Below are 15,128 nucleotides of genomic sequence, written 5' to 3' on the forward strand. Positions count from 1 at the left end.
CGCCCGCCATACACTGAGTTTAAGCGAGGTCGCCGCGCGTGCCAGATAATACGCAAGAAATTGCTTCTAGTTCTTCCACCACAAGTGAGACGGAACAGGTGAGCTTTCACCATTATGACCGTAGCAGCTTGTCCTACGCGTCAACCTTTGACGATCCGTGGAAATCGCGGATGATCTCGGCGATGGAATTACTGACAGGCAAGCTGAAAATCCTGCGCATGATCCGCAAGTTCGAAAAGCGTGGTACGCCCAGCGGCCAAGCCTTTTGGCGTGCAGCCCTTGATACGATGGGGATCGACCTGACCACGCCGCAAGAGCAGCTTGATCTGATCCCCAAGGAAGGCCCTGTTATCGTTGTGGCAAACCATCCGCATGGCATGGTTGATGGCATGATTTTTGCCGACCTGATCGGTCGGGTGCGCCCTGATTACCGTATTTTGACCCGCTCTTTGTTGACCTCGATTGATGAGGTTGCAGGCAGTTACATGATTCCCGTGCCTTTCCCGCATGATCCCGATGCGCAGCGCAAAGGCGTTGAAATGCGGGCCAAAGCGATGGCGCATTTGAAAGATGGGGGCGTTGTTGCCCTGTTTCCGTCGGGTGTTGTCGCCACGTCGGAAACCTATTGGGGGCCTGCCGTAGAGGCGGAATGGAATGTTTTCACAGCCAAGATGATCCGCCGTTCAGGGGCGCAGGTTGTGCCAATGAAATTCCCAGGTGCAAACAGCCGCGCCTATCAGATTGCAAACAAGCTGTCGCCGATGTTGCGGCAGGGATTGCTGCTGCATGAAATCGTGCACAGCTGTAACAAGCCGCAAGCTCCGATTGTCGGTGCGCCGATCCCCAAGTCCGAGATCGAAGCACGTGAGGGTGATCCACGCGGCTTTATGGAATGGCTGCGCGAACACACTTTGTCATTGGACGCATAGCCGGCCGCCTTAGGCCGCTAACCCATAGGGTTAGCGTGTTGCGACGGGAACATCCCCACGATAGTCATAAAACCCGCGTTGGGTTTTGCGGCCCAGCCAACCTGCTTCGACATATTTAGTCAGCAGCGGGCAGGGGCGGTATTTGGTATCAGCCAGCCCGTCGTGCAGCACATTCATAATTGCCAGACATGTATCCAAGCCGATGAAATCCGCCAGTTCCAGCGGACCCATAGGATGGTTCGCACCCAACTTGAGAGAGCTGTCGATAGACTGTACGTTCCCCACGCCTTCATAGAGCGTGTAGACCGCCTCGTTGATCATCGGCATCAGGATACGGTTCACAATGAAGGCTGGAAAATCTTCTGCTGTGGCAGCGGTTTTATCAAGACGGTCAACCACTGCTTTGCAGGCGGCGAAAGTCTCTTCATCGGTGGCGATCCCACGGATCAGTTCAACCAGCTGCATCACCGGAACGGGGTTCATAAAGTGGAAACCCATGAATTTCTCAGGGCGGTCTGTGCGGCTGGCCAGACGGGTGATCGAGATTGAAGACGTATTCGACGTCAGGATCGTTGTGGGTTTCAGATGTGGGATCAGGTCTTCAAAGATGGCTTGCTTGATCGTTTCACGTTCGGTCGCCGCCTCGATGATCAGATCAGAGGGGCCGAGGTCTGTCAGGGTTGTTGTGGTTGTGATCCGCGCCAATGCGCTTTCCATGTCCGCTTCGCTGATTTTACCACGGCCAACTTGACGGGACATATTCCCGCGCATGATTTCCATGGCGTTGTTTAGCGCGTCCTGACTGATGTCATTCAGCATCACGTCATATCCTGCCATTGCCATAACATGTGCAATACCATTGCCCATTTGCCCTGCGCCGACGATGCCGATTGTCTGGATATCCATGATGCGTTCCTTTGATGAAGTTGCGGTACTTTAAAGTGGAGTGTCGGTGCGCCGCAAGGGCCGCTTTTGCGGAAAAATAAACGCAAAGCTGCGCATTAAACGAATCGTAACTGGGCAATTTGCATATTCGTCTTGGGTGAGAAAAAGGTGAGTATAATGAGTTACGATACACTGGGGCCGGGGGCTCTGGACTATTTTCCGTGTCGCTATGGCACTTCTGATTTGCTATTTCGCGGGCCAAGGCGCGATTTGACGTCGCCATATGTGGCCTTCATTGGGGGGACATTAACGTTTGGCAAGTTCATCGAACAACCTTTCCCCTTGAAGGTGGAGCATCTGACGGGGCTGCCATCTGTCAACTTCGGGCAGGTAAATGCCGGAATTGATGTGTTCTCTAAGGATGCTGTTGTATCGGATGCGGCACGCAAAGCGCGTGTTGCTGTGGTAGAGGTGCTTGGGGCTGCTAATTTGACCAATCGTCTTTTCACAGTTCATGCGCGTCGGAACGATAGATTGATGCGCTGCACAGCCGAACTGCTCAGGTTGTATCCTGAGATAGACTTCACGCAATTCAATTTCACACGGCACTTGTTGTCGCATTTGTATTTGGCAGACGAGGACCGATTTTCCGTTGTGCGGCGGAACCTGCAACGTACATGGGTGCGCAAGATGCGTTCATATTTGAAAAAACTAGACACTAAAACGGTGTTGTTAAAGGTCGCGGCGCCAGATCATGATTTAGATCAGAACAGACTGATTGGTGTAAAAGGGGAGCCGGTTTTAGTGACGGATGCTATGGTCGACAGCTTGCATGACGTAGTTAGTGCGATTGTTCATGTCCCGATGGAGATAGGGGGGGGCGGTTTTTCGGTGTCGGGCATGGGTTTTGGTGAGCTTGAAATAGAAGCGGCGCGGGCGGTGGCGCCTCCGCAAGTTCACAATGCTGCCGCGCGCGCATTGCTCCCCGTCTTGGACAGACTGATGTAGATATGCAAAAGGCCCGCCGTAAGAGGCGGGCCTTTAAGTGTCATCAGCTCAAGCTGTTCCCGTTTAGGGGTCAGAGCTTGGAAATCAGGTCTGGTACTGCTTCGAACAGGTCGGCAACCAAACCGAAGTCGGCAACCTGAAAGATAGGTGCTTCTTCGTCTTTGTTGATGGCGACAATGATCTTACTGTCTTTCATACCGGCCAAGTGCTGGATCGCACCGGAGATACCAACAGCAACATAAAGGTTCGGCGCAACAACTTTGCCCGTCTGGCCAACTTGCCAGTCGTTTGGCGCATAGCCTGAGTCAACAGCAGCACGGGATGCGCCAACTGCGGCACCCAGTTTATCTGCCAGCTGCTCGATCAAGGCAAAGCTCTCTTCCGATCCAACGCCACGACCACCGGAAACAACAACACCGGCCGATGTCAACTCGGGGCGGTCGCTTTCTGCGACCTTGTCTTCGACCCATTCGGACAAACCAGGGTTTGCAGCAGCCGAAACCGTCTCAACCGAGGCAGAGCCGCCTTCACCAGCAGCGTCAAATGTTGACGTACGGAAGGTGATGACCTTTTTCGAATCCGAAGATTTGACAGTTTGCATCGCGTTACCCGCATAAATCGGGCGTTCGAATGTATCTGCGTCAACGACGGCTGTTGCATCAGAGATGATCATAACGTCCAGCAGGCCTGCGACCCGTGCCATAACGTTTTTCGCATCTGTGGTAGAAGGCGCTACGATGTGATCGTAATCACCGGCCAGAGATACTATCAGCGCGGCAGTGGATTCGGCCAAGCGGTGGCTCAGTGAATCGTCTTCGGCCACAAGAACCTTGGACACACCGTCAATTTTGGCGGCAGCTTCACCAGCGGCAGCAGCAGAACCGCCACAGGCCAGTACAACCACATCACCCAATGCTTTGGCAGCGGTCACAGCTTTTGCTGTGGCGTCCATTGCCAATTCGCCATTGTTAACTTCTGCAAGGAGTAGAACAGCCATTACACAGCCCCCGCTTCTTTGAGTTTTGCGACCAGTTCATCAACCGACGCAACTGTGATACCCGCTGCACGTGCTGCTGGCTCAACCGTTTTGATGATTTCCAGACGGTTAGACACTTCCACGCCGTAATCGGCAGGTGTCTTTTCATCCAGTGGCTTTTTCTTTGCCTTCATGATGTTCGGCAGCGATGCGTAACGTGGCTCGTTCAGGCGCAGGTCAACTGTGACAACAGTTGGCATGTTCACCTTGATGGTTTGCAAACCACCGTCAACTTCGCGTGTGACAACAGCTTTGTCGCCTTCAATGCCAACTTCAGAAGCGAATGTCGCTTGTGACCAGCCCAGAAGCGCGGACAGCATTTGGCCCGTTGCGTTCATATCGTTGTCGATCGCTTGCTTGCCGCAGAGCACAAGGCCCGGCTGCTCTTCGTCGACGATCCCTTTCAGGATTTTCGCAACGGTCAGCGGTTCGATGTCGTTGTGGACATCATCTGTCGCAACCACAAGGATCGCACGGTCCGCACCCATCGCCAGCGCTGTGCGCAGGGTTTCTTGGGCTTGCTTTACGCCGATAGAAACAACGACGACTTCGTCCGCCTGACCTGCTTCTTTCAGGCGGATCGCCTGTTCAACTGAAATCTCGTCAAATGGGTTCATGGACATTTTGACGTTGGCAAGATCGACACCGGAACCGTCCGCTTTTACGCGCACTTTCACGTTATAGTCGATCACGCGTTTGACAGGTACGAGCACCTTCATGAGCGATTATCTCCTTGGTTGCGACTCAGGCCCAGAGTGGGCCAGTCAATGAATCTAAGCCATGTCTAACGAAGCACTCCGCTGTGAAACAGGGTAAAATCGCATCATGGGTCGTTGGGCACGTCACGTTATATAGTTTTTGGCTGGATTTTCGCAATTATATTTCGCGGTGTCTCGCTCTGTGGAACTGCGAAGCAGCTTAGCGGTTTGCGCCGGGCACCCACAAGACATCGTCTTTGCCTGCGTTGTTGGCCATGCGGGCAGCCACAAAGAACCAGTCACTCAGGCGATTGAGGTAGCGTACTACAGCATCATTGACGGTTTCTTGTGTGGCAAGCTGGGTCGCCAGACGTTCCGCGCGGCGGGCAACTGTGCGGCACACGTGCAAATGCGCGGCCAATTCCGTTCCTCCGGGCAGGATAAAGCTGCGCAAGGGTTCCAGCGTGGCGGTCATTACGTCAATTTCCGCCTCCAGCCGTTCAACTTGTGCGGGGGTCATGCGCAGGGGCGGGTATTCGGCGGTGGCGTCTTTTTCCATATCGGGGCGGCACAGGTCTGCGCCCAAATCAAAAAGATCGTTTTGGATCAAGGACAGTGCAGTATCGGTTTCGGCGCTGGCATGTAGGCGCGCGACGCCAACAAAACAATTCAACTCGTCCGAGGTGCCATAGGCTTCTACCCGTACGTCATGTTTGGCAACACGTGCGCCATTGCCCAAAGCGGTGTCACCTTTATCACCCGTGCGGGTGTAGATTTTATTGAGAACAACCATGCCGCTTATCCTTTGAAGAACGTAACATAGACGACAATTAACATCACAGCGATAAATTGCGCGATAATGCGGTAACGCATCAACCGGTTCGAATTGGCCTTGTTAAAGGCACCGCCGCTGGCAAATCCGCCGAGGCCCATCATCAGGACGATGACGACGGCGATGACGGCGATGATGATCAGAGTGAAAAACGGATCAGACATGGACTCTCCCTTTCGTTCAGACAGATGAGGTAGCGCAAAAGGCGGCCCCCGCCACCTGTTAGCGACTCATGACGCGGTCTAGTAAACGCGTTGGCAGGATACGACGTAAAATACCAGCCAGATAGGTGGGGGTTGTGACATAATACCGCGCACGTGGGCGCTTGGATTCCAGCGCATGGATCAGTTTTTTGACCACGGCTGTGGGCGGTAGTTCAAACTTGTCGGGCCCGTTTTCGGCGTACAGGCGTACACCCAGATCGGATTCATATTGTTCAGCTCGGGCAGAATTTTCCCAATCAATCCACCGCTCAAAGTGAGGGATTGAGTTGGCACGAATTTTTGATGTGATCGGGCCGGGTTCAATCAGGATGGGGTAAACACCTGTGCCGCGCATCTCAAGGCGCAGCGTGTCTGTTAAACCTTCTAGCGCAAACTTGGTCGAATTATACGCGCCCCGCCATGGCAGCGCGACAAGCCCCAGCACCGAGGAGCATTGAACAATGCGGCCATGGCCCTGTGCGCGCATCACTGGGATCAGTTCACGTGTCAGGGTGTGCCAGCCAAAGAAGTTGGCTTCAAATATCTCGCGCAGCGCTTCGGTGGGCAGGTCTTCTACCGCGCCGGGTGTTGCATGTGCACCGTTGTTAAATACGGCATCCAAGGTGCCTCCCGTGTCCTCAAGAATATCGGCAAGGGCGATGATAATACTATCGGGGTCGGTGTAATCTATGCGCGGGCTGTCAAAACCCTCATCGCGCATGCGGGCACAATCCAGTTCCTGACGGCAGGCGGCGTAGACATGCCAGCCCCGTTCGCGCAGCCCATAAGCTGCGGCATAGCCGATTCCGGATGAACAGCCTGTGATCAGAATTGTGCGTTTGGTCATCATGAAGGTAGCCTCACTGATTAGCTGCGACCAAATGCGCCTTTTTTACTGAATTGACAATCTCTCTCAGGGGTATCAGCCCGAGGTGAGCAAGAAATCGGCCATCCAGCCCGATTCACCGCCATCTAGGGGCTGCATCAGAACCCAACCATTGCCGTTGTCCTCAAGGATGCGGACTTCGTCACCGCGGTTCAACCGGCTGATAACGCCGTAGTCAGTGGAAGGGCCGCCGCGTACATTTACGCGGTTTCCTGAAACCAAGCGCACATTGCTGTCATTTGCTGCGGGGGCGCTGGTGTTTGTTGTTGCGATAAGGCTGGGCAGAATGATCTGCGGCGTATCGGAACTGTCTATGATTTGTGCGGTGCTGCTGGGCTGTGTCTGTTGTGTGGCGGCTGCAGCCTCCACATTGGTCAGGTCCATGGAAACGCGGGTAACTGTCGCATCACTGTCTTCCAGTGCCGCGATGACCGCAGTGTCAATGGCCGCGGCTGCGATGACGGGTTCAACTACGGGGCGCGTTTGGACGGCAGGGGCTTCAGTCTCTTCGGCAATTTGCGCGCTGGCGGGTTCGAAATCGGCACCACCGCTGAGTTGGTAAAAGGCAAACGTCAGGAAGCCAAAGGTCAAAAGGATAAATGTTTTCATTGTGGCAGCTCCAGCAGAATGTCTTTGAAGCTGTTGGTCCAGCTTCCCCCGCTGCCTTCATAGCAAGTCTGTTGATTCCGTTTTAGGGGGAAAAGTTAAGAAAACCTGCGCGTCACAGGAATGCCACGATTTATTCTGCATGGGTGTGGATTCGAAAAGCACACGCTTGTCGCCTATCTCTGATGTCGCTAGACAGCGCTTATGTCAGATATCAAAAAACCAGTCCCGCCTCGCTTTGAGGAAACCTCCGAACCTTTGCGCCGTGCGTTAGGGGATCGCTATCTGACCTATGCGCTGAGCACGATCATGCACCGCGCGCTGCCGGATGCGCGCGACGGGCTGAAGCCTGTGCACCGCCGAATTCTATACGCGATGAGCCGTTTGCGGCTGAACTCAACAGGGGGCTTTCTGAAGTCCGCCAAGATCAGCGGCGACACGATGGGTGATTTCCACCCGCACGGCGACGCCGCGATTTATGATGCGATGGCGCGTCTGGCGCAGGATTTTAACGTCCGTTATCCGCTGGTTGATGGTCAGGGTAACTTTGGCAACATTGACGGCGATAACCCCGCTGCCAGCCGATACACCGAAGCCCGCATGACATTGGTTGCCGAGGCGATGCTGGAAGGGCTGTCCGAGAATGTCGTGGATTTCCGCGATAACTATGACGGCCGTTTGACAGAACCATCTGTTTTGCCCGCACAATTTCCAAACCTGTTGGCCAATGGTTCTAGCGGGATTGCTGTGGGGATGGCGACAAATATCCCGCCGCATAATATTTCTGAGCTATGCGACGCCTGTATCCATCTGATCAAAACACCTGATGCACGCGATGATACGCTGCTCAAATATGTGCCCGGCCCTGATTTTCCCACAGGCGGTGTGATTGTAGAGCCGCCTGAGAATATCGCGCAGGCCTACCGCACAGGCAAAGGCGGATTCCGTCTGCGTTGTCGTTGGGAGGTCGAAGACCTTGGTCGCGGCCAGTGGCAGATTGTGATCACCGAAATTCCCTATCAGGTTCAAAAGTCCAAGCTGATCGAAAAAATCGCCGAGGCCATCCAGACCAAGAAAATACCGATTCTCGCCGATGTGCGCGATGAAAGCGCCGAAGATGTGCGTATGGTGCTGGAGCCGCGTTCCAAAAACGTAGACCCCGAAGTACTGATGGGCATGATGTTCCGCTCTTCCGATCTGGAAGTACGATTCTCGCTCAACATGAACGTGTTGATTGATGGCGTGACACCCAAAGTGTGCTCGATGAAGGAAGTGCTGCGGGCGTTCCTTGATCACCGCCGCGACGTACTTGAACGCCGTTCGCGTCACCGTCTTGAGAAAATTGACCATCGTTTGGAGGTTTTGGAAGGCTTTATCATTGCTTTCCTCAATCTGGACCGTGTGATCGACATTATTCGCTATGATGACGAACCCAAAGCCGCTTTGATGCGTGAGGATTGGGGCATCAGCCACGTCCGTGCGATGGACGAGAAAGACTATGTTCCGCCTGCCGAAGGGGAGGGTGAACTCTCCGAGGTGCAGGCCGAAGCGATCCTGAACATGCGCCTGCGCAGCTTGCGCCGTCTGGAAGAACTTGAGTTGCTGCGCGAGCAATCCGAATTGATGGAAGAGCGTGCGGGCCTTGAAGATTTGCTGGAAAACGAACACCTGCAATGGGATAGCATCACCGACCAGTTGCGTGAGACGAAAAAACAATTCGGCAAGGAATACGCAGGCGGCGCGCGCCGCAGCACATTTGCCGAGGCAGGCGTGATTGAGGATGTACCGCTGGAGGCCATGATCGACCGTGAACCAATCACCGTGGTTTGTTCGCAAATGGGGTGGATCAGGGCGATGACTGGCCACATTGATCTGACGCGGGAATTGAAATTCAAAGACGGCGACGCATCGCGCTTTGTGTTCCATGCTGAAACAACTGATCGCCTGCTGGCCTTTGGCAGCAATGGCCGTTTCTATACCATCTCAGCCGCTAACCTGCCCGGTGGGCGCGGCATGGGTGAACCGTTACGCTTGATCGTTGATCTGCCGAACGAAGTGCAAATTGTTGACCTGTTTATTCACAAGCCCGAAGGCAAATTATTGCTGGCGTCCTCAGCGGGGGATGGTTTCATCGTGCCAGAGGCAGATGTCGTGGCGCAAACACGTTCGGGCAAACAAGTCCTCAACGTGCGCGGTGAAGTACGGGCCTTGGTCTGTAAAACCGTGACAGGGGATGCCGTGGCGGCAGTGGGTGAAAACCGCAAAGTTCTGGTATTTGCATTGGAAGAACTGCCAGAGATGACCCGCGGTAAAGGGGTGCGTTTGCAAAAGTACAAGGACGGCGGCCTGTCTGATGCTACGACCTTCGCCCGCGCCGAAGGCCTGAGCTGGCTTGATCCTGCCGGCCGTACGCGGACCGAGACCGAGCTGGAAGAATGGACTGGAAAGCGCGCAGGCACTGGCCGCATGGCGCCTCGTGGTTTCCCGCGTGACAATAAATTTAACTGATAACGCACCACCGCCCATCCCTAAACAGGGGATGGACGTGTGGTTTGTCGGGGGGCGCTCGGCGCTGTTTTGGCTCGCCCTGAAATCGGGCTTTTGGACAGTTCTGACGCTGGGTTTCTACCGTTTCTGGATGAAAACAAGGCTGCGGCGCTGGTATTGGTCATCGATCAGGCCGGGGGGGCATCCTCTGGAATATGTGGGCGACCCATGGGAGAAGCTTCTCGGCTTTTTCATCGCCGTCGTTATTCTCACCTTCTACATCGGCATCGTGAACCTTGCGCTGATGTTTGTCAGCTTTTCCGTCTTTCAAAGCTCGTTCATAGGGTATTTTTCTAGTTTTCTTGGCGTCATTCCCATCTGGTTTTATGCGCAATACCGCGCGCGGCGCTACGTCTTGGGGCGAACGCGCTGGCGTGGCGTGCGGTTTGGTCTGGAAAAAGGGGCGTGGGGCTATGCGTGGCGTGCTTTGCTGCATTGGGTCATCACGATCTGCACGCTGGGGCTGCTCTGGCCTCGGATGACCTTCTATCTCGAAAAATACAAAACCGACCGCACCTATTTTGGCTCGGCCACACTGATGCAGGGCGGGCGGTGGACGATGCTGTACCGTGCAACGGGGCCATTTGCCTTGGCTGTGGGATTGGCAGCGCTTCTGGTGTTCTGGTTGGTTTGGCTTGAGCCTTTGGTGCCCCAAGGGGCCAAATCTTTTGAGGAGGTTGTCGGGGGATTTGAAGCAGATATTGATTTGATGTTTGACATCCTTGATTGGCAGCGCCCCTTCCGGCTGTTCCTGATATTACCCGTACTCTTGATGATGATTTACGGCGCTGTGCATTATCGTTTCGCAAGCAAGCGCATCTTGGCTAATCATAAACACAGCGCAGGTGTTCAGCTTAACTCGAGCCTAAATGCGTTGCGTGTTTCCATGATCTATGTGCTGGGCACAACGATTGCTTACGCGATTCTGGTTGTTGGCATTATGGCGATTGCAGGTGTTGCATTTGCTTTGATGGGGTCCGAGGCACTGGTGCAATCGCAGCTGGGCACCAGTGATCCCTTGGGAGATTTACCGCGCTGGTTGTCGATCGGGGTTTTGGCGGCATTGTATCTATCGGTGTTTTTGTTCTGGGGCGTGTTGCATCATGCTTTTGTCACCTATCCGTTGATGCGCCATATGGCGTTGACCTTGAGTTTGCTTAACGTTGCCGGGCTGGCACAGGTTAGCCAACGGGCCCGTGATGAATTTGCCGAGGCCGAAGGATTTGCCGAAGCACTGGATCTGGGGGCTGCAATATGAGCATGCCACCCGATCTTGAGAGCCATGTCGCAGGGCCGCGACCAATGAGACAGCTCTTTAGCGGCATTGATAGCACCTATTTCGACGGCGATACGCCTGTGCCTCAAACGGTCACGCTGATGGTTGATCACGCTGCACAGGTGTTAGAGATTGGCCTGCCGGGCAGTGCTGTTGCTGGCGTGTGTTGGTCTCTGGATGAGATTCGCCAACTAGAAGACACTGCAGGGCAGGAAGGTGTGATCCTGCGTTGGATGGGCGATCCGCTGGCGCGGTTACATCTGGCTGATCCATACATCCTCCAGCACATGCCCCATCTGAAGCGGGGCGCACCCCCCAAAGGGCGCGGGCGGCTGGCGGCATGGGCCTTCGCAGCAGTTGCGGGCGTGGCGTTCCAAATCGGCGTGCTGGTGCCTCTGTTGGCGGACCGTTTGGCCGAGTTTATCCCCCCTGCGGGCGAGCGTGCGTTGGGCGAAGCGACATTCGGGCAAATCAGGCAGGCGTTGGCTGGTACGGGGCTACCGCCGCTGCCTATTTGCGAAAACCAAGACGGGCTTGCCGTATTAGAAGAAATGCTGGTGGGACTGGAGGCTGAGCGGGGCACTGATGCTGCGATCAAGGTTTTTGTGTTGGATCATGAGATGATCAATGCCTTCGCTTTGCCGGGCGGATATGTGGTGTTCTTCCGTGGCATGATCGACGCTGCCCAGAGCCCGAACGAGATTGCTGCGGTCTTGGCGCATGAAGTCGGCCATGTCGAGAATCGCGATCCTACCCGCCATGCGCTGCGCTCGGCTGGGTCTATCGGTATTTTAGGGCTGCTGCTGGGTGATTTCGCAGGGGGGGCGGTGGTTTTGTTTCTGACAGAACAGTTGATCAGTGCGAATTATGCGCAAAGCGCCGAAAGTGGCGCCGATGAATTTGCCTTTGCCGCGCTGGAGGCTGCCGATGTAACGCCTGCGGCGTTGGGTGACATTTTTGAACGGCTGCGGGATAAAGTCGGGGATACCGATGGTGTGATGTCACATTTCGTGAGCCACCCGACATTGACCAGCCGGATCAACCGTGCGCGTTCAGCGGCACGCGCAGATGCGGCCTATGGGGATATCGTATCAGACGAAAGCTGGAGTGCGCTGAAGCGTGTGTGCGACTGAATAATGATGTAGGAGATGGCATGGGGGCCGCATTGCGCCATTCTAACCTATGCGGTATCGCAGTAAGAAGCGTCGAGGGGGACCACGAGATGATTAAGGTTACAGTTGTGCAGAAAATTGCGGCAATGATGCTGGTGGGGCTACTGTCTGCCTGCAACGGCGCAAATGATTTGGCGGGGCCTGCCACGCCATTGGGTGATTTCAACCTGAGCCACAACATCGTAGTTGCCCCCAAGATTCAGAAGATTCCGCTCAGCCGTGAGCTTGATACGGAAGTGATGACAACAATGCTGCGTGACGCTGTGGCAGAGCGTTTTGACCGCTATGAGGGCGAACGCCTCTACCACTTTGGTATTTCGATCGAGAGCTATTTTCTGGCCCCTCCGGGCGTGCCGGTTGTCGCTGCGCCCAAATCGGCGATGATCATTCGTATCACGGTGTGGGACGATGCCGAGAACAAGAAACTCATGCCAAAGGCGCATCAGATCACAGTGGTAGAATCACTGGACCAAGGTCCGCTAGTGGGGTCCGGCTATACAAAAACCGCTGAAGAGCAGTTTAAAAACCTCAGCCAGAACGCGGTTAAGCAAATTGAGAACTTTCTAGTGCAAAAGAACGCAGAAGAAGGTTGGTTTAATGGCGGAGTTGCGACATCTTCTCCTGAAATAGCCGAGGAACAGCCACGTTAAGGCGGATCCCCTGCCACATGCCGTGACGAACTGAAGCGAAAAGACAAGACAGCCTTGATTTTATCCTTCAGACCAAATATGCCGCGCGCCATACGCAATACAGGGCCCACAATGGGCCCTTGGACTTTTGGAAGGGCGCCCACATGGCAAAGGCAAAGTTTGAACGTAACAAACCACACGTCAACATCGGCACAATTGGCCACGTTGACCACGGCAAAACGACACTGACAGCTGCGATCACGAAGTACTTCGGTGACTTCAAAGCGTACGATCAGATTGACGGCGCGCCCGAAGAAAAAGCACGTGGCATCACGATTTCCACAGCGCACGTTGAGTACGAAACCGAAGCACGTCACTATGCACACGTTGACTGCCCAGGCCACGCTGACTATGTGAAAAACATGATCACCGGTGCGGCGCAGATGGACGGCGCGATCCTTGTTGTGAACGCAGCAGACGGCCCAATGCCACAGACGCGCGAGCACATCCTGCTCGGCCGTCAGGTTGGCATCCCGTACATGGTTGTTTACATGAACAAAGTTGACCAAGTAGACGACGAAGAGCTGCTGGAACTGGTTGAAATGGAAATCCGTGAGCTGTTGTCTTCCTATGACTACCCTGGCGACGATATCCCAATCATTCCTGGTTCCGCTCTGGCGGCCATGGAAGGTCGCGATCCAGAAATCGGTGAAGAATCCATCAAGAAATTGATGGCAGCTGTTGATGAATACATCCCGACACCAGCACGTGCTGTTGACCAGCCGTTCCTGATGCCAGTGGAAGACGTATTCTCGATCTCTGGTCGTGGTACAGTTGTGACAGGCCGTATCGAGCGTGGCGTGATCAACGTTGGCGACGAAATCGAAATCGTTGGTATCCGCGACACCAAGAAAACGACCTGCACAGGCGTTGAAATGTTCCGCAAACTGCTGGACCGTGGTGAAGCAGGCGACAACGTTGGCGCATTGCTGCGTGGTGTTGACCGTGAAGGTGTTGAGCGTGGTCAGGTTCTTTGTAAGCCTGCGTCGGTTAAGCCGCACACCAAGTTCACAGCCGAGGCGTATATCCTCACCAAAGAAGAGGGTGGCCGTCACACGCCGTTCTTTGCGAACTACCGTCCACAGTTCTACTTCCGTACAACTGACGTGACCGGCACTGTTCAGCTTCCTGAAGGTACGGAAATGGTTATGCCAGGCGACAACCTTCAGTTCGACGTTGAGCTGATTGCACCAGTTGCGATGGAAGACGGTCTGCGCTTTGCGATCCGCGAAGGCGGCCGCACGGTTGGCGCGGGCGTTGTGTCCAAAATCAACGAATAATGAGGGCGAGGCGGGGCAACCCGCTTCCTCTGATCGTTACGAAAGGCCGCTCCCTAGGGGGCGGCCTTTTGCGTTGGGGATTATCCCATATCTTTGCAACGTTGTTTCGCGATCAAGGGCCTGATACTTGTTGGGCGAAAATCAAGAGCGCCTTTGCAGTGACCAGCAGCCAACCTATTCGGTCCTATATGATCTGCACTGCTCCACGCAGTGGTAGTACGCTCTTGTGCAAATTGCTGGCAGCGACGCAAAGTGCTGGAAACCCTTGCTCGCATTTTCATTCAACGTCGTTGGTCGATTGGATCGATGACTACGAGTTGGAAGGGGACCGTTTTGCTTCGGAACAAATGGCCTTACAGGCGATCTTGGATGCAGGGATAGAGCGGGGCAAAGGTGGCACAGATGTTTTTGGCCTCCGTATGCAGGGCGGTAGCTTTGATTTCTTCTTGCAGCAGTTGGGCATCCTTTTTCCCGAGTGCCTCAACGATGTCGACCGAATTGAGGCGGCATTCGGCCCTATATTATACATCCATCTCTCACGCCCCGACAGATTGGGGCAGGCTATTTCGCGTGTTCTGGCAGAACAGACTGGCCTCTGGCATCGACATTCAGACGGATCAGAGATGGAGCGCCTCGCGCCTCCGAAGGAACCACGATTTGATGCAAGGGCTATCGAGCGCCATATCGCCGAGGCCATAGCACATGATGACGCATGGGAGCAGTGGTTTGCCCGCGAAGGGGTAGACCCGATACGCATAAGCTATGATGCTCTTTCAAAAGACCCGAAAGCTGTGCTGGCGCAGTTGCTTTTCGCGTTAAATCTGGACCCAGCCCAAGCCCAGTATGTAGAACCGCCCACAGCAAAGCTCGCTGATGCCCTAAGTCTCAAGTGGCGTGGGCAGTATGAGAAGAGTCGTGACTAGTTAATCGCAAATTCAAAAGCACTGCCGTTTGACGCGGTGACTAATGTGCCATTTTGCATGCTAAGTAGGGCGAGATAACTGCCAATTTTGGCAGGCTCCTAAAATGGCGCCGATAGATACTACAACGGTTGATGTAAAAAAGGCCGCCTCAGATGAGG

The 15,128-nt window shown here is 54.6% G+C and carries 15 protein-coding genes; 8 read left to right on the plus strand and 7 right to left on the minus strand.

Going from position 1 to position 15,128, the window contains the following annotated elements:
- The first annotated feature begins 59 nt into the window (after positions 1-59).
- Positions 60-929 (plus strand): lysophospholipid acyltransferase family protein, encoded by an 870-nt coding sequence (locus GGR95_RS01410; RefSeq protein WP_343042045.1) that lies wholly within the window; start codon positions 60-62, stop codon positions 927-929.
- 30 nt (positions 930-959) lie between these two features.
- On the opposite strand, the gene GGR95_RS01415 is transcribed toward GGR95_RS01410, so the two are convergent.
- Entirely contained in the window at positions 960-1,835 is an 876-nt protein-coding gene (locus GGR95_RS01415) for a 3-hydroxybutyryl-CoA dehydrogenase (RefSeq protein WP_184562034.1), read from the minus strand.
- Positions 1,836-1,991: 156 nt separating this feature from the next.
- On the opposite strand from GGR95_RS01415, the gene GGR95_RS01420 reads away from it, so the two are divergent.
- A complete protein-coding gene (locus GGR95_RS01420) occupies positions 1,992-2,822 on the plus strand; it encodes a DUF6473 family protein (RefSeq protein WP_184562036.1) in 831 nt (276 codons plus the stop codon).
- A 70-nt stretch (positions 2,823-2,892) separates the two neighbouring features.
- Here GGR95_RS01420 and GGR95_RS01425 read toward each other — a convergent pair whose 3' ends face one another.
- The 6 genes from GGR95_RS01425 to GGR95_RS01450 all read right to left on the minus strand — a co-directional run bounded on the left by GGR95_RS01425 (position 2,893) and on the right by GGR95_RS01450 (position 7,086).
- Positions 2,893-3,819 carry an electron transfer flavoprotein subunit alpha/FixB family protein gene (locus GGR95_RS01425; RefSeq protein WP_184562038.1) on the minus strand — a complete coding sequence of 309 codons (927 nt, stop codon included), beginning with the start codon at positions 3,817-3,819 and terminating at the stop codon, positions 2,893-2,895.
- On the minus strand, positions 3,819-4,577 hold the full coding sequence (locus GGR95_RS01430; protein ID WP_184562040.1) for an electron transfer flavoprotein subunit beta/FixA family protein: 759 nt from the start codon (positions 4,575-4,577) through the stop codon (positions 3,819-3,821). Before GGR95_RS01430 ends, GGR95_RS01425 begins: the two co-directional genes overlap by 1 nt.
- A 199-nt stretch (positions 4,578-4,776) precedes the next feature.
- Entirely contained in the window at positions 4,777-5,349 is a 573-nt protein-coding gene (locus GGR95_RS01435) for a cob(I)yrinic acid a,c-diamide adenosyltransferase (protein WP_184562042.1), read from the minus strand.
- Between the two features lie 5 nt (positions 5,350-5,354).
- Positions 5,355-5,552, minus strand: a complete 198-nt coding sequence (locus GGR95_RS01440) for a twin transmembrane helix small protein (protein WP_184562044.1) — start codon at positions 5,550-5,552, stop codon at positions 5,355-5,357.
- 58 nt (positions 5,553-5,610) lie between these two features.
- Complete coding sequence (locus GGR95_RS01445; protein WP_184562046.1) at positions 5,611-6,438, minus strand: SDR family NAD(P)-dependent oxidoreductase; 828 nt, start codon at positions 6,436-6,438, stop codon at positions 5,611-5,613.
- 75 nt (positions 6,439-6,513) lie between these two features.
- A complete protein-coding gene (locus GGR95_RS01450) occupies positions 6,514-7,086 on the minus strand; it encodes an SH3 domain-containing protein (protein WP_184562048.1) in 573 nt (190 codons plus the stop codon).
- A 201-nt stretch (positions 7,087-7,287) separates the two neighbouring features.
- On the opposite strand from GGR95_RS01450, the gene parC reads away from it, so the two are divergent.
- The 6 genes from parC to GGR95_RS01480 all read left to right on the plus strand — a co-directional run bounded on the left by parC (position 7,288) and on the right by GGR95_RS01480 (position 14,970).
- A complete protein-coding gene (gene parC / locus GGR95_RS01455) occupies positions 7,288-9,591 on the plus strand; it encodes a DNA topoisomerase IV subunit A (RefSeq protein ID WP_184562050.1) in 2,304 nt (767 codons plus the stop codon).
- Positions 9,592-9,622: 31 nt separating this feature from the next.
- Entirely contained in the window at positions 9,623-10,888 is a 1,266-nt protein-coding gene (locus GGR95_RS01460; protein ID WP_184562052.1) for a DUF898 family protein, read from the plus strand.
- Positions 10,885-12,039, plus strand: a complete 1,155-nt coding sequence (locus GGR95_RS01465) for a M48 family metallopeptidase (RefSeq protein ID WP_246423249.1) — start codon at positions 10,885-10,887, stop codon at positions 12,037-12,039. Before GGR95_RS01460 ends, GGR95_RS01465 begins: the two co-directional genes overlap by 4 nt.
- A gap of 89 nt (positions 12,040-12,128) precedes the next feature.
- Positions 12,129-12,728, plus strand: a complete 600-nt coding sequence (locus GGR95_RS01470) for a hypothetical protein (RefSeq protein ID WP_246423250.1) — start codon at positions 12,129-12,131, stop codon at positions 12,726-12,728.
- A gap of 143 nt (positions 12,729-12,871) precedes the next feature.
- Positions 12,872-14,047 (plus strand): elongation factor Tu, encoded by a 1,176-nt coding sequence (tuf, locus tag GGR95_RS01475; protein WP_184562054.1) that lies wholly within the window; start codon positions 12,872-12,874, stop codon positions 14,045-14,047.
- Between the two features lie 188 nt (positions 14,048-14,235).
- A complete protein-coding gene (locus GGR95_RS01480; protein WP_184562750.1) occupies positions 14,236-14,970 on the plus strand; it encodes a Stf0 family sulfotransferase in 735 nt (244 codons plus the stop codon).
- Positions 14,971-15,128: the final 158 nt, after the last annotated feature.

It is taken from the genome of Sulfitobacter undariae (genome assembly GCF_014196805.1).
Lineage (GTDB): Bacteria > Pseudomonadota > Alphaproteobacteria > Rhodobacterales > Rhodobacteraceae > Sulfitobacter > Sulfitobacter undariae.

Excerpts from the sequence above, each read along its gene's own strand:
- GGR95_RS01460 (WP_184562052.1), top strand. The coding sequence starts at position 9,623 with ATGGACGTGTGGTTTGTCGGGGGGCGCTCGGCGCTGTTTTGGCTCGCC.
- GGR95_RS01445 (WP_184562046.1), bottom strand. The coding sequence starts at position 6,438 with ATGACCAAACGCACAATTCTGATCACAGGCTGTTCATCCGGAATCGGC.
- GGR95_RS01430 (WP_184562040.1), bottom strand. The coding sequence starts at position 4,577 with ATGAAGGTGCTCGTACCTGTCAAACGCGTGATCGACTATAACGTGAAA.
- GGR95_RS01480 (WP_184562750.1), top strand. The coding sequence starts at position 14,236 with ATGATCTGCACTGCTCCACGCAGTGGTAGTACGCTCTTGTGCAAATTG.
- GGR95_RS01420 (WP_184562036.1), top strand. The coding sequence starts at position 1,992 with ATGAGTTACGATACACTGGGGCCGGGGGCTCTGGACTATTTTCCGTGT.
- parC (WP_184562050.1), top strand. The coding sequence starts at position 7,288 with ATGTCAGATATCAAAAAACCAGTCCCGCCTCGCTTTGAGGAAACCTCC.
- GGR95_RS01440 (WP_184562044.1), bottom strand. The coding sequence starts at position 5,552 with ATGTCTGATCCGTTTTTCACTCTGATCATCATCGCCGTCATCGCCGTC.
- GGR95_RS01425 (WP_184562038.1), bottom strand. The coding sequence starts at position 3,819 with ATGGCTGTTCTACTCCTTGCAGAAGTTAACAATGGCGAATTGGCAATG.
- GGR95_RS01435 (WP_184562042.1), bottom strand. The coding sequence starts at position 5,349 with ATGGTTGTTCTCAATAAAATCTACACCCGCACGGGTGATAAAGGTGAC.
- GGR95_RS01415 (WP_184562034.1), bottom strand. The coding sequence starts at position 1,835 with ATGGATATCCAGACAATCGGCATCGTCGGCGCAGGGCAAATGGGCAAT.
- GGR95_RS01465 (WP_246423249.1), top strand. The coding sequence starts at position 10,885 with ATGAGCATGCCACCCGATCTTGAGAGCCATGTCGCAGGGCCGCGACCA.
- GGR95_RS01470 (WP_246423250.1), top strand. The coding sequence starts at position 12,129 with ATGATTAAGGTTACAGTTGTGCAGAAAATTGCGGCAATGATGCTGGTG.
- GGR95_RS01450 (WP_184562048.1), bottom strand. The coding sequence starts at position 7,086 with ATGAAAACATTTATCCTTTTGACCTTTGGCTTCCTGACGTTTGCCTTT.
- tuf (WP_184562054.1), top strand. The coding sequence starts at position 12,872 with ATGGCAAAGGCAAAGTTTGAACGTAACAAACCACACGTCAACATCGGC.